Below are 19,934 nucleotides of genomic sequence, written 5' to 3' on the forward strand. Positions count from 1 at the left end.
GCGTAGACCCCAAAATCAAAAAAGTGGGCGATTTTAAATATAAATGGCAGTAAATTTCAATAGCAAATGCTACAAAAATTACTTAATTGCAAAAAATAATTATGGATAGGGTCAAAATAACCAATGAAGATGACCAAATTAGCCATTTGTTAGCTCTTTTAATCTCTGGTTTTGTTCGTGATAGGGCGTCTGATTCATCACATGCATTGATGACCTCAACAAACTTAAAACCACGTTCTTGGTACTCATTTAAGATTGATTCTTGCGCAGGAATGGCTGCTAAACGAGAGTCTTTTTTTACAATATAAAACTTCATCTAATCACCCTTTCATCATTAACTAGAATTTAAGTAGATTACCTTCTCTTTAACTGTAATGCTTTGGAATGAATTAGTGCTGAATTAAAATTAATCAGTTTTTGTAAACCCCCTTTACAAGATATTAATTAAAAAAAGCAACAATTAATCTTGATTAGTAATAACCGATGAATACTACCTGAAAAATACCGCAATTTATCGTGATAATGTTGCAACTTTGTTTTTAGTTTGCGATGTTACGGTTGCAAACTAATTACAGGATAAACAATGAAAAAAGCAGTTCTCAAATTGAGTGCTTTGGTATTGCCTTTAGCAGTATCTTCAGCTGTTATGGCGTCATCTGTTGAGCAAACTAAAGGCTCATTCGTTGACAAGTTCCGTCAGCTAGATGAAGCACTTCCAACTCCAAACGTATACCGTAGTGCGGCCGGTGAGCCTGCTGAAAATTACTGGCAACAGCAAGTAAACTACGACATCGATGTAAAGCTAGATGAAAAGAAACGTCGCTTAACAGCAAGCCAAACTATCGAATACAAAAATAACTCGCCGCACACCTTAAAGTATCTTTGGTTACAGCTAGACCAAAATATCTTTAAATCTGACTCAATTGCTGAAATGACATCTACTTTCAATGGTAAAACATTGCAAGGTGATCCTCAGCCAAAATCAACTAAATTGAGCTTAGGTCAGTTACGTCGTCAGCAATTTATGGCCGACAACGAGCTGGGTTATCAAATCGCCAATGTTAAAGACGAAGACGGAAAAGAGCTTAAAGTTACTGTAGTAGATACCTTAATGCGTATCGACTTAAACGAGCCGCTTAAACCGGGAAAAGACGTTGAGTTCAGCATGGACTTCGCCTTTAACATTGTTGAAGAAGACGCCGTTGGTGCACGTTCAGGTTATGAACACTTTGAAGAAGATGGTAACGATATCTTCTTATTAGCGCAGTGGTTCCCTCGTCTTGCTGCATACACTGATTATGAAGCGTGGACTAACAAAGCTTTCTTAGGCAGCGGTGAGTTCACACTTGAGTTTGGTGATTACGATGTAGAAATTACAGTACCTGCTGACCATATCGTATCGGCAACGGGTCAGCTTGATAACCCAAGCAGCGTTCTGACTAGCACACAGCGTAAGCGTCTTGAACAAGCTGAAGATGCTAAGCGCCCTGTTTTCATCGTGACTGAAGAAGAAGCGTTAGAAAACGAAAAAGAAGGCACAAACAAAACGAAAACATGGCATTTTAAAGCTGAAAATGTACGTGACTTTGCGTGGGCTTCTTCACGTAAGTTTATGTGGGATGCAAAAGGCTATCATCAAGGCGGTAAAGATCAGCCGTTAGTAATGGCGATGTCTTTTTACCCTAAAGAAGGTGGTGACCTTTGGAAGAAGTATTCTACTGAGTCAGTAGTTCATACAATGGAAGTGTATTCACGCTTCTCGTTTGACTACCCTTACCCAGTTGCTCAATCTGTAAATGGCCCTGTAGGCGGTATGGAATATCCTATGATCACCTTCAATGGCCCGCGTACAGATCTACAAGAAGATGGAACTCGTACCTACTCGCAAGCAGAAAAACGCTTCTTGATCGGTGTGGTTATCCATGAAATTGGCCACATTTACTTTCCTATGATCGTCAATTCTGATGAACGTCAATGGACGTGGATGGATGAAGGCCTTAACAGCTTCTTAGATGGTGTTGCTGGTCGCGAATGGGACCACACTATTCCTTGGGGTGTTGAGCCTCGCGACATCGTTGAGTACATGAAGTCTGAAAACCAAGTGCCTGTTATGACACAGTCAGACAGCGTATTACGTTTAGGCCCTAATGCTTATACTAAGCCTGCTGCCGCACTTAACATTTTACGTGAAGTGATCCTTGGCCGTGAGCTATTCGACTTTGCATTCAAAGAATATGCACAGCGTTGGAAATACAAGCGCCCTACTCCTGCTGATTTCTTCCGCACTATGGAAGAAGCGTCAGGTGTTGACCTTGATTGGTTCTGGCGTGGTTGGTTCTACACCACAGATCACGTTGATATCTCGCTAGACAAGGTTTATCAACTTCGTTTAGATACCAAAAACCCTGATATCGACTTTAATCGTTTACGTGATATCGAAGCTGACAAGCCAATGCCGTTATTCGTAAAACGTAATAAAGAAGAAGGTAAAAAACTGTGGGTTGAAGAAAACCCAGATGTAACTGACTTCTACGACGAAAACGACCGTTTCACAGTAACTAACAAAGAGCGTAACGCGTATAACAAATTCCTTAAAGGATTAGAGCCTTGGGAGCGTAAAACGTTTGAGCGTGCAATCAAAGAAGATAAAAACTACTACGTACTTGAGTTCTCAAACTTAGGTGGTTTAGTCATGCCTATCTTATTAGAGCTTACTTATGAAGATGGTACGAAAGAAGAGCAGTACATTCCGGCTGAAATCTGGCGTCGTAACCACAAGCATGTACAAAAGCTAATTGTTACAGAAAAAGGTAAAAACCTAGTGTCTGTTACAGTGGACCCTCGCTGGGAAACAGCGGATGTTGATGTAGAAAACAATAACTACCCTCGTCGTATTATTCCATCACGTATTGAAGTGTACAAACGTGAGAAGAGTAAAGCGAAAGTCAGCCGCGATATCATGCAAGATATTAAAACTGAGCTGAAAAAAGACGACGAAAATGATGCCCAGGAGCAACAATAATGCGCTTTATAGCCATTATTTTTGCTTTATTACTGAGTGCGCCAACCATGGCGCACCAGTTAAAAGCGTCTGTGACTACCGTGTTATTTAACAAACGCACCAACAATATTGAGCTGATGCATCGTTTTTATTTACATGATACAGAGCACGCCGTTGAATATTTGTTTGACGGCAATGCTGATATTTTATCAAATAAAGAAGATCAGAAGCGTTTTGCAGATTATGTTGAGTCACATATTGCTCTACAAACTTTAGATGGCAAGCCGCTTGAGCTTAAAGATGTGGGTGCGCAAGTTGATGGTAAATTCTTTTGGGTTTACCAAGAAGTCATGATCCCTGAGGGAATTCATGGTATTCGAATGAGCAACGGAGCACTTCGCGACCTATGGCCAACACAAGTGAATATGGTAAATATTGAGGGTAAAGGTAAGGTAAAAACGCTGACCTTTAGCCAAGATGATACTTGGCTTGAGGCTAGATTTGAGCCGGTCAATCCAGAGTAATAGCAGTCCTAAAGGATTAAAAAAGTTACTTTTTTAATCCTTTGATCCTTTAATAAACCCATTTCGTAAACTATCTTATTAATGGGCATCAACATTTTCCCACTTCTCATATACAGGGATTTATATGACTATCCATGACAACAATATCCGTGGCGTAATTTTTGACTTAGATGGTACTTTGGTTTCATCGGAGTTGGATTTTTCACTGATCAAAGCACAGGTAGGCTGTCCGCTTGATAATGACTTACTTGCTTACATTGCTTCGTTACCTTCGCCTTACATGCGTGAAGAAGCGATGAATATTGTTCATCAGCATGAACTTATTGATGCGCAGCATGCGCATTTATTGCCAGGCGTTGCTGAGGCAATTAAGAGGCTGAAAGAAAATAACATCCCGATGGCGATTGTGACTCGCAACTACGACCGTGCAGCTGCCATTAAATTAAAGAATAACCCCTTACCAATAGAAACCGTGTTGACTCGCTCTGATGCGCCTGCTAAGCCTGATCCAAGTGCTTTAAATGCGATTGCGACATTATGGGAGCTTGATCAGTCTGAGTTACTATATGTTGGCGATTACTTATTTGATATTCAGGCTGCGCATAATGCCAATATGCGTGCTTGCTTGTACGCACCAGATGAAATTCCTGAGTATGCGAATCAGGCCGATTATGTAATGCATCATTTTTCAGAACTACCTACTTTGGTTGACTCATTCCAAGAAAATAAGGTGTTATGTTAAATAGCCTTGTTTTTTATTTTTCCTGAGATTTATTGTTAGTTTTTTATTTTTCTAAATGTCCTAGTACTAGCCCAAGCCGTCATGAGTTGCTAAAATATCGGCAATTATCAAATGTATTCATAGAGGCATAAGATGGGCAGAGCATTTGAAGTCCGCAAAAACGCCATGGCTAAAACAGCCAATGCAAAAACTAAAGTAAATTCTAAGTACGGAAAAGAAATCTACGTTGTTGCTAAAAATGGCGAACCAGATCCAGAAGTTAACCAAGCGCTAAAACGTATTATTGAGCGTGCAAAAAAAGACCAAGTTCCAGCACACGTAATCGATAATGCAATCAAAAAAGCAGCCGGTGGAGCAGGGGAAGACTATTCTCCAGCACGTTACGAAGGCTATGGCCCTGGTAACTGTATGGTAATTGTAGACTGTTTAACTGATAACCCTAACCGTACTATCAAAGATGTACGTTTACCGTTTACAAAAACAGATTCAAAAATTGGTACACCGGGCTGTGTAGCGCATATGTTCGATCACTTAGCTGTTTTAGGCTTTGAAGGTGATGACGACGAAGTTGTACTTGAAGCGCTAATGATGGCTGATGTAGACGTAACGGATGTAGAAGTAGAAGATGGCAAAGTGTCAGTTTTCGCTCCACATACAGAGTACTACAAAGCAAAAACAGCCCTTGAAGAAGCATTTGAAGGTATTAACTTTGAAGTAGACGAAATTACGTTTGTTCCACAAGTTCATACTGACATCACTGATCCAGATGATATCGCAAACTTTGAAAAGTTTATTTCTATGCTTGATGACTGTGATGACGTGCAAAACGTTTATCACAATGCGATTGTCAAAAACTAATTTTTAAAAAATTAGTACGTATTAGTACGTAAAAAGGGGCATTTGGTAACAAATGCCCCTTTTTTAATAGATTTTCATTATACCGTGAATGGTGGCTATTCACTGTCGTTATGAGTTCAGTTGATATTAGTCAAAAAAAAGCAGCCCTAGGGCTGCAATGAACGACACATGAAACTCGAAGGGGAGTTGTGTAGTGGCTAATTTAACGATTTATACTTTATACGGAACGCATGCAATAATGGTTCAGTATAGCCACTAGGTTGTTTAACTCCCTCTAATACAAGGGCTAAAGCTGCTTGATAAGCAACACTTTGTGCTAAAGTTTCGGCTGAATCAGCCATATTATTGTAGGCCGGATCACCTTCATTTTGACCATCAACAACTTTCGCCATACGTGCCATGGTTTTTCTAATTTGCTCTTCAGAACAAACGCCATGATACAGCCAGTTGGCCATATGCTGGCTTGAAATACGCAGTGTGGCACGGTCTTCCATTAAACCGACATGGTTGATGTCTGGTACTTTTGAGCAACCAATACCTTGGTCAATCCAACGCACAACATAACCTAAAATACCCTGAGCGTTGTTATCAAGTTCGGCTTGAATATCTTCTTTGCTTAAGCTGCTGGCATCTTTCATAAGCGGCGGAGTGAGTAAGCTGGTAAGGCTTGCTTCTTTGCGGTCCATAAGCGCTCTTTGGCAGGCAAATACATCAATATCATGATAATGCATGGCATGCAGTGTTGCAGCAGTAGGAGAGGGCACCCAAGCGGTATTTGCCCCACTTTTCGGGTGACCACTTTTTTGTTCCATCATTAACGCCATTTTATCTGGCATTGGCCACATACCCTTACCAATCTGTGCTTTACCACTAAGGCCAGTTGCAAGACCAATATCTACGTTGCGATCTTCGTATGCGCTGATCCAAGGTTCAAGCTTAATAGCGCCTTTTGGCAGTACTACACCTGCTTGCATTGAAGTATGAATTTCGTCACCAGTGCGGTCTAAGAAGCCGGTATTGATGAATACAACACGCTTTTTAGCTTCGAAAATACAGGCTTTTAAGTTAGCTGAAGTACGACGCTCTTCATCCATAATACCCATTTTAATGGTGTTTGCAGGCAAGCCTAACAGCTGCTCAACGCGGGTAAACAGGGTATTAGTGAAGGCAACTTCTTCTGGACCATGCATTTTTGGCTTAACAATATTAATACTCTTAGCCGTTGAATTTTTAAGGCTACCTGTAGCTTTTAAGTCATGAAGTGCAGCGGTGCTAGTGATAATGGCATCCATAATGCCTTCAAACACGTCATTGCCCTCACTATCTTGGATAGCTGGATTAGTCATTAAGTGGCCAACATTACGTACAAACATCATGCTACGACCTTTTAGCGTGATTGTTTCGCCATTTACACCTTGATATTGGCGATCTTCTGCTAAACGGCGTTCAATGGTTTTACCTTCTTTGTTAAATGCTTCTACTAGGTTTCCTTGCATTAAACCAAGCCAGTTTTGATAGACGTTTACTTTGTCTTCGGCATCAACGGCAGCAACGGAATCTTCACAGTCCATAATCGTTGTAAGGGCTGCTTCTAGTAGTACATCTTTAAGGCCTGCTTTATCTGCTTGGCCTATTGGGTGATGATGGTCTATTTGTAGCTCAATATGTAAGCCATTATTTTTCAATAAGATAGCGCTTGGATTTTGCGCTTCACCTTGGTAACCAATAAGTTGTTCAGGGTTTGCTAGGCGAACCTGACTACTATCACGTAATGTGATTAAAAGCTCATTATTAACCACTGCATAGCTGGTGCTTTCGATGTGTGAGCCGTTTGCTAAAGGCAGTGCTTTATCAAGGAACTGGCGGGCATAAGCCATGACTTTAAAGCCACGCACAGGGTTGTATGTAGAGCCTTTCTCAGCGCCGTCGTCTTCACTTAATACATCTGTGCCGTATAGCGCATCATACAGTGAGCCCCAGCGCGCATTTGCGGCGTTTAAGGCAAAGCGTGCATTACTCACTGGCACAACAAGCTGTGGCCCAGCTGTGTTTGCGATTTCAGGCTCTACTTGCTCTGTTTCTATGCTGAAACTAGCTGGCTCAGGAACAAGGTAGCCAATGTCTTCAAGGAATGCTTGATAGTTAGCAGCATCCCATACCGGCTGCTGCTTATGGTAGTCATCAATCTTTGCTTGTAGTTGTTCGCGTTTTTCTAAAAGCGCACGATTGATAGGTGTTAGTTCATTGACGATATCAGCAAAACCTTGCCAAAAAGTGTCTGTGCTAATGCCTGTTCCTGGTAAAAGTTGCTGTTCAACAAACTGTGCAAGTTGTTGATCAACGCTTAAACCGTTAAGTGAGAGAGTGGTCATAATAATGTCCTTTAAACGAGCTTAAATTGATCATTCATGGCTCAACCATATCGTAAAAAAGGCTAATAAGCAGGTTATTTGCCATTCACTAAAAATATAGTGGCAATAACAACTATAAATTTACTAAATCCAAAAAATCCGCCTAATGTTGAATTAAGCGCTACGAAGCAAACGCCAAGTAGCCACTCTCACTAACAAAAAATAGATAACCCGTTCGAAGGATTTTTATTATGACAACATATCAACGCGAAACCGATAACTTAGCTACTTTATGTCAATCACAAGGCAAAACGTGGCAGTCAATCAACCCAGAATACGCAAGCCGTATGCGTTTACAAAACCGTTTTCGTACGGGTCTAGACATTGCTCAATATACTGCAGACATTATGCGTGCAGATATGGCAGCTTATGATGCTGACCACAGCCAATACACACAATCATTAGGTTGTTGGCATGGTTTTACTGCACAGCAAATGATGATGGCAATTAAACGTCATAATAAAACAACTAAACGCAGCTATGTATACCTAAGTGGCTGGATGGTTGCGGCACTTCGCTCTGAGTTTGGTCCATTACCTGACCAAAGTATGCATGAAAAAACGTCTGTTCCAGCGCTAATCGAAGAAATCTACACTTTCTTAAAGCAAGCTGATGCACGTGAGCTTGACCACCTTTACAAAGACCTAGACGAAGCGAAAGCAAACGGCGGTGACGTTCAAGCAGTGCTAAATAAAATCGATAACTTCGAAAGCCATGTTGTGCCAATTATTGCTGATATCGATGCGGGTTTCGGTAACGAAGAAGCAACTTACCTACTTGCTAAAAAGATGATTGAAGCGGGTGCATGTGCTATCCAAATCGAGAACCAAGTATCTGACGCAAAACAATGTGGTCACCAAGCTGGTAAAGTAACTGTACCGCATGAAGATTTCCTAGCAAAAATTAACGCGGTTCGTTACGCATTCTTAGAGCTTGGCATTGATAACGGTATTATCGTTGCTCGTACTGACTCATTAGGTGCAAGCCTTACTCAAAAAGTGCCAGTATCTAAAACTCCTGGCGACCTTGCTAGCCAATACACGTCGTTCCTTGAAACAACACTAGTAAACAGTGTGGATGACTTAAACGAAGGCGACACTGTAATGAAGCTGAATGGTCAGCTTTGCAAACCAACACGTTTAGATAATGGTTTATACCAGTTCCGTGAAGGCACAGAGAAAGACCGCGTAGTTCTAGACTGTGTAACTAGCTTACAATCAGGCGCAGACTTACTGTGGATTGAAACAGAAAAGCCAAACGTTAAACAAATCGCTGAGCTTGTAAACCGCGTTAAAGAGCAAGTACCCAATGCTAAGCTGGTATACAACAACTCACCGTCGTTCAACTGGACACTTAAATTCCGTGAGCAAGTATATGCTGAGTGGCAAGAGCAAGGTAAAGACTTATCAGCTTACCCAAGCATCGATGACAATAAGGCATTAATGGCGCCAGAAATGGATGACACAGAGCTTGCAGCGGCAGCAGACGTACTTGTGCAAAACTTCCAAAAAGATGGTGCACGTGAAGCGGGTATCTTCCATCACCTAATCACGCTACCAACTTACCATACTGCGGCGCTAAGCACTGATATTCTATCAGAAGGCTATTTCGGCGACCTAGGCATGCTAGCGTATGTTCGCGACGTACAACGTCAAGAAATCCGCCGTGAGCAAGCATCAGTGAAACACCAAGACCTAGCAGGTTCAAACATTGGTGATACTCATAAAGAGTACTTCTCTGGTGAAAATGCGCTTAAAGCCGGTGGTGAAGCAAATACCATGAACCAGTTCTAACCAAGTTGTAATGTAGTTTCTTTTATAGCTATTCAATAATGTTGTTAGGGGCCTTCGGGCCCTTTTTCGCTTTTTAGCTATCAGCTTTCAGCCGTCAGCCATCAGACTCGCATCTCTCACCTCGCATCTCGAACCTCGAACCTCGCACCTCGTATCTCGCACCTCGTATCTCGCACCTCGTATCTCGTATCTCGTATCTCGTAGTTCGGATCACTCTTTAACCAAGTCTTGGATCAGCCATTTACTAGCTTTATAAAAATACAGATCACGCATTTACCAGCCTAAGAATTTTAGATCAGGATTTAACTACCTCCGCCGTATAAGCCTTAATTTAGGGCCTATTGCCTAATTACAGCCTCTAGAATGGTTTAAATTGGCTCATATAAACGGCAATTTAATGTTGTTTTGTAGAATCTAGCGATTTACAAACCGATTTTTTATTAACTCACTCAAGCCATAAACCGATTTTTTACCAACTCAACACCCTTACAAACCAAAATTTTACTAACTGAAGCTAGGTTTCTAGCGGCACAAACCGATTTTTTACTAACTCAAGTTACTGATTTTGGCTATAAACCGATTTTTTACTAACTGCTTTTGGATTAATGTCCGATATTTGAGAAATGTATGTAAGGAGTTACTCATATTTTGACTGTAAAGGGGGTTTACAGAAAAGAGAGCTGTCAGCTTTCAGCCGTCAGCTATCAGATTGAAATTCAAAAGTTAGAAAATAGCAGCGGGTTTATCCCGCGTTATGGTTTATATATGGCGCGGCATAAAGCCGCACCTAAACTATTGCTCGCAACCCGCAACTACTTACTATGTTTATCAAACCACCATTGAATATAGCCGACTTTGGTCATCAGGTTTGATGGGCGCGCGGTAATACCATGTGAGGCATTAGGAATACGCACCATCGCTGTATCAACACCTTGTAGCTTTAACGCTTGGTAAAATTGCTCGGTTTCAGAAATCGGCGTGCGATAGTCTGATTCACCAGTTAACAGCATAGTGGGTGTTTTTACATTGCCCACATAGCTAATTGGAGAGCGCTTCATATAATGCTCAATATTGTCCCATGGTTTACCTGGGAACCAATAGTCAGCAAAGAAAGGGTAGAAATCAGCAGTTAGTACAAAGCTGATCCAATTGATAACAGGTTTAGCAACAACAGCGGCTGCAAAGCGGTCTGTATGACCCACAATCCATGCAGTTAAAACACCGCCACCTGAACCGCCGGTGACAAACAACTTACTCTCATCAATAAAGCCCTTATTGATGACAGCATCAACACCTGTCATTAAGTCATCAAAGTCATTACTTGGGTAGTTATGATGAATTGTTTGCGCAAACTCTTTACCGTATGAGTCACTGCCGCGCGGGTTCATATATAGCACAACATTACCTTTGGCTGCGTATAATTGAACTTCAGGACTAAAATGAGGGCCGTAGTTTGCAACAGGACCGCCGTGGATTTCTAAAACAAGTGGGTACTTTTTGTTTTTATCAAAACCCGGTGGGTAAGCAATCCAACCTTGAATGGCCAAACCGTCGTGGCTTGATTTAACCCAAATTTCTTCAACCTTAGCCAGCTCTTTGTCGCCCAGCGCATCTTCGTTTAATTGTGTTAAACGTGCGGTTTTACCACGCTTAATTAATGCTACATCTGCTGGACGCTGGGTATCTGCAAGTGTGAATGCAACTTCACCATCTTCGCTCACATCAAAGTCACCACCTGAATATGGGCGACCAAAGGCGACACTACCAATCTCTGAGGTAATCACCTTATGTTTACCACTACGCGGCTGGTAAGCTAGATGAGTTTTACCTTCACTATCGTAGCTAAAATAAAGACCTCTGCCGCTATCATCCCATTTAATGCTTTCGACACTACGGTCTAAATCAGCAGTGAGTACTGAGGTTTTACCTGATTTTAAATCAAGTAAATAAATGTCGTTATTTTCATAGTTAGTTTTTTTGTCGTCGTAGCCTGTGTATGCAAGGTAACGACCATTTGGCGAGACTTTAGGGCGTGAATCTGGGCCTTTACGGTCTGTTATTTGGGTAATTGAACGATCCGCTAAGCTAAGTTTATAGATTTCAGATTCAGTTGGGTGTAATTCATTGTCTTCATAGCGATTAGCCGAAAAATAAAACGCATCGCCTTGTTCGTTAAAGCTAATAGCACCACCATGATCAAAATCACCAGAACTCAATTGACGTGCATTGCCGCCCGTTGCACTGATGATAAAAAAGTGACGATAACCTTTTTCAGAGTAGCCACCGCCATCGGCACGGTAATAGGTATCGTCAATATATTTAGCTGGCTCTGCCCACTTAGCGCCTTCTGGCTTACCCGGTAAAGACACTGGGCTTGCTGATTTTGCTGGCACAAACTGGCTAAACACCAATTGTTTGCCATCTGGTGTCCAAGTTAATCCGCCAGGGCTTTGCGTTAGGTTACTAATTTTTGCTACGTTACCGGTTTTTAACCATTTTACATAGATTTGGCTGCTACCATCTCGGGTAGAAATAAACGCTAAACGAGTTTCATCTGGTGACAACACCGGAGAGTAATCCATATGCACGCCAGACGTTAGCGGTAGCATGGTTTTACCATCTGGGTTTACTGACCAAATATTACTGACTTTACGGTCGCTTTTGATATCCATGCGATTACGCACAAAGTAAATTGTATCGCCATTTTTTGTCATTTCTATTTGGTTGGCGTATTCAAGATCAAAAACATTTTCAAGTTGAAAGGTATTGCTAGCTCCTGCATGGCTGTAAAAGCTGGCTGCTGCAAGCAGTGCTAAAGACGTTTTAAACTTCATTTTATTTCCTTGTTAGTGAGCAGAAATTAGGGCGTGTTAACCTGTTATAAAGTAACAACCATCAGAAATATAGTCCATTGCGATGAATGGAGAAATCAATAGACAGATGGTCATTTCCCTTTTATGTTGAGTACAGACACTTTTAAACGTAAGGAGCACACAATGATAGGTTACACCATGTTAGGCACTAACAACCTAGCTAAAGCAGTAAAGTATTACGATGAATTGTTCGCCACTTTAAACGCCGAGCGCTTTTTAGAAACTGACCGCTTTGTCGCATGGAGCACAGGTCAAGATAAGCCCGGTTTTGCGGTTACCAAACCTTATAACGATGAAAAAGCCACAGTAGGTAACGGCACTATGATTGCTCTGGCAGTCGAAACCCCAGCCCAAGTAGATGCCTTTTATAAAAAAGCCATAGAACTAGGTGGCACAGACGAAGGCGCCCCCGGTCCACGTGAAATGCCCGGCTTTTATGCGGGATACTTTAGAGACTTAGACGGTAACAAACTTAATGTGTTTTGTTTTACGCATGGGTGAGGGGAGTGAGCGAGGGAAAGTGAGCTGTAAGCTTTCAGCCGTCAGCTATCAGATTGAAAGTTAACAGGCGCTAGGCTCTAGGAAACAGGGCCTAGCTTATGTAGCTTTATGCCGCGTAACTCTTAACTCTTCTTTGCGCTATGCTCACATGGCACGCCAGTAACATCGCATACCTACCGGCTCTTCGCGCGAAATAAATTTCACGCCTACAAGAAAATTGTAGGGTAATCTTAAGCTGTGATTAGGAAGTTGTTGTTCGGCGCTAAAGCACCTCCTACCTCACATCTCGGTCCTCGCATTTCGCACCTCGAATCTCATACTTCGCATCTCGAATCTCGTACTTCGCACCTTAAAAACACACATCACAATACGGTTGTATTTATTTTAGGAAATAGTTGTCTTTTTCACTATTTATTGGTGAAAATATCAACTATGCTTTTGTGTGAATAATCCATTTTATTGATTTATATGAGGTTACATTGTTGGTTCGATAATTGCTCCAGTCTTTTTACCAACACTTTTAAAGGAAATAAAAATGAAAAATACGCTAACGCTTACCCTTCTTGCTGTACTGCTTTTAGTTCTGTATTCACAGTTCACAGAATTAGCCTATAAATTTGGTTTTGCTGAGCTCAAACTAAATGCGGTTTTGGAAAACAGTGAACATATGAAAGTAAAGTGTGATGCATACTCACTAGGCTTTTTTGATGAAATAAAACTTCAAAATAAATTTCAAAAATGCATCAATGATTATGAAGCCAAAGGCTACGAAATCGTGAGCAGAACAGACCAATAATTGTTTTGAGTAAGCGCCATGCTCGCATGGCGCGCCGCTGCACCGCACAACTGCCAGCGCTTCGCGCGAAATAAATTTCACGCCTACAAAAACTGATGGCTGACGGCTGAAAGCTGACAGCTAGTTCCCCTACCAACTTCCGCTTATTTTCATTACACTGCGCCAATACAAAAATAATTATAAAATTGAGAATAATCATGACGTCGAAACTGTTTAAACCTCTGTGCTGTGTATTTGCACTGAGCCTTTTGGGCTGTGGTGGAGGTGAGGTGTTTACTGCCCCTGCTAGTAGTGAGTTTGCCCATGGCAATGAGCTACTAAGTGCTACGGCACTAACCGAGGATGCTAGTCACGCGTTAGTGGCAACCCAATCTGAGGTGTGCGTTTGGGATAATCAGTTAAAAGCGCGTCTATACGATTGTATAACAGGGCAGGGCGCTGAACATGTTGAGCTTGTGGGCTTTAGTGCTAACAAATCTCGTTTTTTCATTTCAAATCGATTATCGGTGATTTTATACGATACTCGCACTGGGCGTAGTATTGGTACTTGGCTCACCGGGCAAGAAATCGCAAGAGACATCGCTATTTCAGCCGTAGGCGATACGTTGGTTATCGCTTATCGTAGCGGCAAGGCTGAGGTAATAAATACTCGCACAGGTGATACTAAGCGTTTTGATATTCATCGCTTAGATATTAATAGCGTGGCGTTATCGGCTGATGGGCAGTGGGCGTTTACCGGCTCAAGCGACAAGTACGTTAAGCTTTGGTCAACAAGTGATGGCAGCACTCGCTTTGAAGAGCGTTTAGCGACTAGAGTGAATCACGTTTCTTTAAATAAAACAGCAAGCTTGGGCTTTGCAATTGACTCGGTTGATGATCGTGTATTCTTTGATTTAGCCAATAAAAAAGAGTTATCAGAAGTGGCCTCATACTCTAACTTTATTGAGTTCACCGCATCGCAATTTATTAATCGAGATAAATGGCTATTAACTGGGTCGCCAAAAATGAAGATGCGTTTATATCGCGTTGCAGATGGTGAACTAATCGCTGAGTACGAAGCTAAACAACAGCGCCAGCGAACGTCAGTACTGAGTGTGGCTTACGATGGTAAGCAGCTATATTCAGAAACCAGTGACGGCCTATTGCAAGCTTGGCCTTATAAAGCAAATAAAAGCTAAAACAAAAACGCCTACTTGCAGTAGGCGTTTGTTTTTGAGTCCGATTAAATTAGTAATCAAACTTATGCTTGGTAAACAAGCTTTGCACTTGTTGCCAAACTGCACCAGGCTTACCATCGCCAACTAACTTGCCATTTACTTTTACAACTGGGCCAACTTCTTTAGTGGCGCTAGTGATCCATACTTCGTCGGCATCAAGTAACTCGTTTTTACTAATAATGCGCTCTTGCACTTTAAAGTTACTGTAACTGTGAAGAATATTGAGGATTAACCAGCGGGTGATCCCCGGTAAAATTTGGTTATCAAGTGGTGGCGTACTGATCACAGCATCTTTAACAATAAACACGTTACTTGAACTAGCTTCGGTTATTTCTTCTAAGCGGTTAAAAAGAATGGTTTCTTTGTTGCCCGCTGCTGCACCGTGCTGGTAATGGATCACATTGCCAAGCAGTGCCGTTGATTTAATATGGCAACGTTGCCAGCGACGGTCTTGCTCAAGTGATACGGTGTAAGTTGTTGCATTGTCGATATCGCTTTTTGGCTCTGCCGGAATTTCAAAAGCAAATGCAAATACGGTCGGGGTAATATTAGTTGGGTAGCCGTGGGCTCGTTTAGTGTCGGCGCCGCGGCTAACGTGCAAATAAATCCCTAGATTATCACCTTGGTTTTTCTCGCATAAATCATTACAGATTTTACGCCACGTATCGGCACTGTAATCGAGCTTAATTTCAAGTTCGTTTAAACCGTTATTCATACGCTCAATATGTGCGCCAAAGCCAAGCATTTTGCCTTGGTATAATGGGATCACTTCATAGATGCCATCGCCAAATAAGAAGCCGCGATCCATGGGTGAAATCTTTGCTTCATCAGCGCCAAGGTATTCACCGTTTAGGTATACCGTGCCCATTGTTAAACCTCATTCTCTGTCGTAAAGCCGCCAATTTGGCGAAGCCGAGTTATTAATTGTTGACCATGCATTGCATGCAGGCCGTCTTCGGTGAGCTCATTTTTATGGGTGACGCCATCGACACTACCGCGCTCACTTAGGTAATGTAAAATGTTGAGTGGCTCAATATCAGCCAACAAATCAGTGTTATGCCAGCGACTTAAAAAGGCAATGAGCCCGTATGCTGCCCAGTTAGATACATCGGCGAGTAACAGCTCATCACAGGTTGTTAAACAAGGAGTGATGTTTAGCGCTTGCATATGCTGTGCAAGGTTACCCATGCCTATTTCGTTACCGCCATCACCAATTGCTATGGTGGGGCAAGGTGCTTCTGTCACAAAAAAATCAAAGCAGCCGCAATGCTCCGAAATATCAATACCGCGCATATTATAATAACGCTGATGCTCGTTAAGCCCCGGGCGTTCTATTGATAAAACACACTCAGGTTTTAGCTGCGCAAGGGCTTTAATGCTAAAAGTGTGTGCATTATCAATGCTATTTATAGGTAGCTCAAAACAGTTAAAGTCATTTTTCAGGGCACTGTAAAGGGGGTTGCCAGTAACCAAAATAGGCTGTTTACCAAGCTTTTCGAGTACCTTGTAAAGTGCAATTGCACCAACCGGACCATCAGTCTCGAAGGTATTGTTGACCGCAAAGCCCGTACCTATCAACACAGTACCTTGTGCTTTATAAAGGTATTTTGCTGCGCGTAAATACGTACCCGTTAGTTGTTTTGCGTATAAATGCAGCATACCACGTGGGTTTTGTTCAACCATCATGGTTTCAATGTGTTGGCTGAGCGCAGCGTCGCTTAGGCTTGCTGACATAGTGCTTTGATCTCTTGAATGAGTGCAATACCCGCTTCATTATCGCCATGTACACACAGGCTATCGGCATTAAGTGCCAGCTGCTGACCACTTCGCGTTGTAACTGTGCCATGTGCAACTAACTGTTTAACTTGCGCCATTAGCGCCGCTTTGTCGTGTAAGCTGCCCGCTAAAGAACGTGCAACAAGCTTACCTTCGTCTGTGTATTGACGGTCGGCAAACGCTTCTAAAATGAGTTCTAGTTGAAGCTCGTTTGATTGTACTTTGTGTTTGGCAGCTTGGTTGGTAGCTAAAATCATTAATTTTAATGGCTTTGCATAACTTGCCACTGCGCGCATAACGATATTCAGCGTTTGCTCGTCACTCATCATGTCGTTATACAGTGCGCCATGTGGCTTAACGTATTCGAGCGTTAAACCATGTACTGCAGCCATACCATCAATTGCAGCAATTTGATAATGCAGGCAATTGGTCAGCTCTTTTTCGCTCATAGCCATTGAGCGGCGACCAAAGCCTTGTTTATCAGGGTAACTTGGGTGCGCGCCAACCATTACTTTGTGCTGCTTGGCGAGGGTTAGGGTGTTTGCCATCACATCGGCATCGCCAGCATGAAAGCCACAAGCAATATTTGCCATATCAATATGTGGCATAACTTGCTCATCTAAGCCCATTTTCCACATGCCATAGCTTTCACCAAGGTCGCAGTTTAATTTCATCGTCATTTATAACGCTGCCATTTTACTATTTGGAATATCAGTGATCAGCATGTGTCCTGGACTATGCGTGATACAAAAATCAGGAGCCGCGTTGGCAATCGCGACTTGTGGAGTAACACCACAGGCCCAAAATACGGGCACTTCGCCTTCTTTAATGGTCACCGCATCACCAAACTCAGGTTTGTTAATATCTTTAATGCCAATTGCAGCAGGGTCGCCAAAATGCACTGGCGCACCATGTACACTTGGAAAGCGGCTGCAAATTTGGATAGCGCGAATGGCATCGGCAGGTTTCATCGGGCGCATACTCACAACCATATTGGCGTGGAAAATTCCCGCACTCTGGCACGCCATATTAGTCACATACATAGGCACATTCTTTTGCTCGCTGATGTTTCTGATTTCAAGACCTGCGGCAATCAGCGCTTCTTCAAATGAGAACGAGCAACCAATTAAAAAGGTGACTAAATCGTCGCGCCAATGATTCGTAATATCGGTAACCTCTTCAACCATTTGGCCATGTTTGAAGACGCGGTAACGAGGTAAATCGCTACGAATATCAATGTCTTCACCAACACTTGGCATATCGGCAACGCCCGGTAAGCGACTAGAGGCAATAATTGGGCACGATTTTGGGTTTGCTTGACTAAACTGCAAAAAATCAAACGCGTACTGTTTGGGTAAAATGACTAAATTAGCCTGCACAAAGCCCGGTGCAAAGCCCGATGTATTACCACTGTAATCTCCTGCGCGAACCATTTTTCGTATAGCTGCGGGAGTGGTTAATGATGCATTTTTTTGCATATACCGATCCTTACCAAATGCTTAACTGATAGTTTTACAATAACACTCAGTTCAGATCATTAATAGTAACGGGTAGCTGTCCTTTTGCAGGAGCTTTTCCTAGTAATACTTTTGCCAGTGCTGTGAAAGCTGGCCCTGCAATTTTCTCATCAGTATCTACATCAATATTGTAAGCATAAGTAGCAAGTACAGCGTCGCTAAATTTCCCGAATTGGGCAATATCGTAAGGGGCACGTAAGCTTACAAATATAGTCTTCTTATGGGCTAATTTTGCTTGTTTTAGCAATGACTCTAATGCCGCAGATTGGTCGGCTTTAGCAATTGCAAACTCCGGGTTGTCAGCTAAGTCATCCATCCCACCGACTTCAACAGCACTTTGTTTTGGTGACGCATTGGCGGCAATGATTATATCCGATTCGTTAATTTCTTTTAATGTTGCAAGCGGCTCATAACCTTGCAAACTTGTGCAGCTAAAGCTGATTAACTTATCGGTGTTGTCAATTAACGCCTGCTGCAGAGCATAGCATTTACGGGTATCTGGCATAATAATATGCACTTTGCTGCCCGATTTAATGCTAAGCGGTAGAGTGCTTTTCTCGTTTTTCACTTCGGTGATAGCAGCTAATGCTAATTCGGCTTCTACTTTTCTATGGCTTTGATCACCGAGTAAAAGCTGCGCTTTTTTGATGGCTGCTTTGTCATCAAGCAACGAAGTGAGCTTAAACTTTTCTTTAAGTTTTAAAATGCGTGTAGCAGAAGCACTCATTTCGTTGGCATTTAACGTGCCGCGTTGTACTTCTTGTTCTAATCGCTCAATCAGGGCTTCAAGCACAGCTAAGTCTTTAGGGCTTCTGATTTCGATTGGCATCAGAGCAATATCAACACCCGCTGCAAAGGTATTTACGACCGCTTCAATTGGTTCAAAAAAGTGGCTGATCCCCGCCATATCAAGAGCATCTGTGATCACCACACCTTGATAACCAAGTTCGTCACGTAATAAGTCGGTGATGATTTTGCGCGACATCGTTGCAGGCTTGATCATGGTTTTGCCTTCTTTACTGACAAACGTGCTGTCGTCGAGGGCGGGGTATTGGATATGTGCAGTCATGATCATACCCGGTTGTTGGTTTTTAATAATTTCTTTAAAAGGTGGTAAGTCTTGCTGCCAAATGGTTTCTTTATCATGCATTACTTTTGGCAGACCTGTGTGGCTATCTACATTGGTATCGCCATGCCCCGGAAAGTGCTTTAACGATGAAATAACGCCGTTGTTTTCAAACCCAGCTACTTGGGCACCACCTAGTTTTGCAACCAATTGCGGATCTTCACCGTAAGAGCGCACGTTAATAACGGGGTTATCTGGGTTCATGTTTACATCAACCGTGGGTGCATAGTTAACATTAACACCCAGTGCCAATAGCTCGTCGGCAATAATGCGGGCAGACTCAGTTGCGAAGTGGGTACCATGTTCTTTATAGGTCGCGCCAATCGACATGTTACCGGTAAACGATGTACCTACATCACGAGGAATACGGGCAACTCGGCCGCCCTCTTGGTCTATCGAAATAAACAGCGGTAAGCCTAACTCTGACTTAGCGGCGGCTTTTTGTAGGTCATTGTTAAGTTTGATCACTTGCGGCACAGTATCGATATTTTCTGCAAATAAGATCACCCCACCAATGTTATGTTTAGTGATGATATTTGCTAAATCGGCCGGCAGTTCTGTCACCGGTGTACGGCATTTTTGCTCACCCGGGTCTTGCTCGCAGTAATAACGTAGGTCAAGCATGAGCTTTTGCCCTAACTGTTGTTTTAAAGTTAATGCAGACTCAGCAAATGATGATTGTAATGGCATGAAACATCCTAATCCGATAACCAGTGACGATAGTGCAAACTTATTTAACACAGCAAGCTCCAAAGCAAAACGCTTATTTAGTTTTTAGAATAAATTATTCTTGATGTTA

Annotated in this window: 16 protein-coding genes; 8 read left to right on the forward strand and 8 right to left on the reverse strand. The window is 42.3% G+C overall.

Annotation, left to right across the window (positions count from 1 at the left end; translation table 11 throughout):
• Positions 1-82: 82 nt before the first annotated feature.
• Positions 83-316, reverse strand: a complete 234-nt coding sequence (locus tag L1272_RS08485; RefSeq protein ID WP_054553376.1) for a hypothetical protein — start codon at positions 314-316, stop codon at positions 83-85.
• Positions 317-583: 267 nt separating this feature from the next.
• Here L1272_RS08485 and L1272_RS08490 point away from each other — a divergent pair, with 267 nt between their 5' ends.
• The 4 genes from L1272_RS08490 to L1272_RS08505 all read left to right on the forward strand — a co-directional run bounded on the left by L1272_RS08490 (position 584) and on the right by L1272_RS08505 (position 5,125).
• Positions 584-3,022, forward strand: a complete 2,439-nt coding sequence (locus L1272_RS08490; protein ID WP_054553377.1) for a M1 family metallopeptidase — start codon at positions 584-586, stop codon at positions 3,020-3,022.
• Positions 3,022-3,525 carry a DUF6702 family protein gene (locus L1272_RS08495; RefSeq protein WP_054553378.1) on the forward strand — a complete coding sequence of 168 codons (504 nt, stop codon included), beginning with the start codon at positions 3,022-3,024 and terminating at the stop codon, positions 3,523-3,525. Before L1272_RS08490 ends, L1272_RS08495 begins: the two co-directional genes overlap by 1 nt.
• Positions 3,526-3,649: 124 nt before the next feature.
• The gene (locus tag L1272_RS08500) at positions 3,650-4,267 is read left to right on the forward strand and encodes an HAD family hydrolase (protein WP_166338222.1); all 618 of its coding nucleotides are present in this window, start codon (positions 3,650-3,652) and stop codon (positions 4,265-4,267) included.
• 132 nt (positions 4,268-4,399) lie between these two features.
• Positions 4,400-5,125, forward strand: a complete 726-nt coding sequence (locus L1272_RS08505) for a YebC/PmpR family DNA-binding transcriptional regulator (RefSeq protein ID WP_054553380.1) — start codon at positions 4,400-4,402, stop codon at positions 5,123-5,125.
• Positions 5,126-5,322: 197 nt separating this feature from the next.
• Here L1272_RS08505 and L1272_RS08510 read toward each other — a convergent pair whose 3' ends face one another.
• On the reverse strand, positions 5,323-7,497 hold the full coding sequence (locus L1272_RS08510; protein ID WP_228482470.1) for a malate synthase G: 2,175 nt from the start codon (positions 7,495-7,497) through the stop codon (positions 5,323-5,325).
• A 230-nt stretch (positions 7,498-7,727) separates the two neighbouring features.
• Between L1272_RS08510 and L1272_RS08515 the strand changes: the two genes are divergently transcribed.
• The gene (locus L1272_RS08515; protein WP_235373204.1) at positions 7,728-9,329 is read left to right on the forward strand and encodes an isocitrate lyase; all 1,602 of its coding nucleotides are present in this window, start codon (positions 7,728-7,730) and stop codon (positions 9,327-9,329) included.
• An 812-nt stretch (positions 9,330-10,141) separates the two neighbouring features.
• On the opposite strand, the gene L1272_RS08520 is transcribed toward L1272_RS08515, so the two are convergent.
• A complete protein-coding gene (locus L1272_RS08520; protein ID WP_194441159.1) occupies positions 10,142-12,163 on the reverse strand; it encodes a S9 family peptidase in 2,022 nt (673 codons plus the stop codon).
• Positions 12,164-12,325: 162 nt separating this feature from the next.
• On the opposite strand from L1272_RS08520, the gene L1272_RS08525 reads away from it, so the two are divergent.
• The 3 genes from L1272_RS08525 (at position 12,326) to L1272_RS08535 (ending at position 14,677) form a co-directional block, all read left to right on the forward strand.
• Positions 12,326-12,703 (forward strand): VOC family protein, encoded by a 378-nt coding sequence (locus L1272_RS08525; protein ID WP_055021764.1) that lies wholly within the window; start codon positions 12,326-12,328, stop codon positions 12,701-12,703.
• A 535-nt stretch (positions 12,704-13,238) separates the two neighbouring features.
• Complete coding sequence (locus tag L1272_RS08530) at positions 13,239-13,499, forward strand: hypothetical protein (RefSeq protein WP_138600123.1); 261 nt, start codon at positions 13,239-13,241, stop codon at positions 13,497-13,499.
• Positions 13,500-13,696: 197 nt separating this feature from the next.
• Positions 13,697-14,677, forward strand: a complete 981-nt coding sequence (locus L1272_RS08535) for a WD40 repeat domain-containing protein (protein WP_235373205.1) — start codon at positions 13,697-13,699, stop codon at positions 14,675-14,677.
• 49 nt (positions 14,678-14,726) lie between these two features.
• On the opposite strand, the gene L1272_RS08540 is transcribed toward L1272_RS08535, so the two are convergent.
• From L1272_RS08540 to L1272_RS08560, 5 genes are read right to left on the reverse strand one after another with little or no spacing between them, the layout of a single operon-like run.
• Entirely contained in the window at positions 14,727-15,584 is an 858-nt protein-coding gene (locus L1272_RS08540) for an aminotransferase class IV (protein ID WP_235373206.1), read from the reverse strand.
• A gap of 2 nt (positions 15,585-15,586) precedes the next feature.
• Positions 15,587-16,450: a glutamate cyclase domain-containing protein gene (locus L1272_RS08545; protein WP_194441163.1), complete on the reverse strand. Its 864-nt coding sequence runs from the start codon at positions 16,448-16,450 to the stop codon at positions 15,587-15,589.
• Positions 16,435-17,166 (reverse strand): 5-oxoprolinase subunit PxpA, encoded by a 732-nt coding sequence (locus L1272_RS08550; RefSeq protein WP_235373214.1) that lies wholly within the window; start codon positions 17,164-17,166, stop codon positions 16,435-16,437. The genes L1272_RS08545 and L1272_RS08550 overlap by 16 nt, the downstream gene beginning before the upstream one ends.
• Before the next feature lie 6 nt (positions 17,167-17,172).
• Entirely contained in the window at positions 17,173-17,970 is a 798-nt protein-coding gene (locus L1272_RS08555) for a putative hydro-lyase (protein ID WP_194441164.1), read from the reverse strand.
• A 46-nt stretch (positions 17,971-18,016) separates the two neighbouring features.
• Positions 18,017-19,825, reverse strand: coding sequence for a glycoside hydrolase family 3 protein (locus L1272_RS08560; protein ID WP_194441165.1), 1,809 nt, complete (start codon positions 19,823-19,825; stop codon positions 18,017-18,019).
• Positions 19,826-19,934: the final 109 nt, after the last annotated feature.

This window comes from Pseudoalteromonas sp. PAST1, from assembly GCF_021532515.1.
GTDB lineage: Bacteria > Pseudomonadota > Gammaproteobacteria > Enterobacterales > Alteromonadaceae > Pseudoalteromonas > Pseudoalteromonas simplex.

Bases quoted from the DNA above. Each gene is read 5' to 3' on its own strand.
- L1272_RS08500 (WP_166338222.1), top strand. From the start codon at position 3,650: ATGACTATCCATGACAACAATATCCGTGGCGTAATTTTTGACTTAGAT.
- L1272_RS08545 (WP_194441163.1), bottom strand. From the start codon at position 16,450: ATGTCAGCAAGCCTAAGCGACGCTGCGCTCAGCCAACACATTGAAACC.
- L1272_RS08550 (WP_235373214.1), bottom strand. From the start codon at position 17,166: ATGAAATTAAACTGCGACCTTGGTGAAAGCTATGGCATGTGGAAAATG.
- L1272_RS08510 (WP_228482470.1), bottom strand. From the start codon at position 7,497: ATGACCACTCTCTCACTTAACGGTTTAAGCGTTGATCAACAACTTGCA.
- L1272_RS08525 (WP_055021764.1), top strand. From the start codon at position 12,326: ATGATAGGTTACACCATGTTAGGCACTAACAACCTAGCTAAAGCAGTA.
- L1272_RS08535 (WP_235373205.1), top strand. From the start codon at position 13,697: ATGACGTCGAAACTGTTTAAACCTCTGTGCTGTGTATTTGCACTGAGC.
- L1272_RS08555 (WP_194441164.1), bottom strand. From the start codon at position 17,970: ATGCAAAAAAATGCATCATTAACCACTCCCGCAGCTATACGAAAAATG.
- L1272_RS08540 (WP_235373206.1), bottom strand. From the start codon at position 15,584: ATGGGCACGGTATACCTAAACGGTGAATACCTTGGCGCTGATGAAGCA.
- L1272_RS08505 (WP_054553380.1), top strand. From the start codon at position 4,400: ATGGGCAGAGCATTTGAAGTCCGCAAAAACGCCATGGCTAAAACAGCC.
- L1272_RS08520 (WP_194441159.1), bottom strand. From the start codon at position 12,163: ATGAAGTTTAAAACGTCTTTAGCACTGCTTGCAGCAGCCAGCTTTTAC.
- L1272_RS08515 (WP_235373204.1), top strand. From the start codon at position 7,728: ATGACAACATATCAACGCGAAACCGATAACTTAGCTACTTTATGTCAA.
- L1272_RS08560 (WP_194441165.1), bottom strand. From the start codon at position 19,825: ATGCCATTACAATCATCATTTGCTGAGTCTGCATTAACTTTAAAACAA.
- L1272_RS08485 (WP_054553376.1), bottom strand. From the start codon at position 316: ATGAAGTTTTATATTGTAAAAAAAGACTCTCGTTTAGCAGCCATTCCT.
- L1272_RS08490 (WP_054553377.1), top strand. From the start codon at position 584: ATGAAAAAAGCAGTTCTCAAATTGAGTGCTTTGGTATTGCCTTTAGCA.
- L1272_RS08495 (WP_054553378.1), top strand. From the start codon at position 3,022: ATGCGCTTTATAGCCATTATTTTTGCTTTATTACTGAGTGCGCCAACC.
- L1272_RS08530 (WP_138600123.1), top strand. From the start codon at position 13,239: ATGAAAAATACGCTAACGCTTACCCTTCTTGCTGTACTGCTTTTAGTT.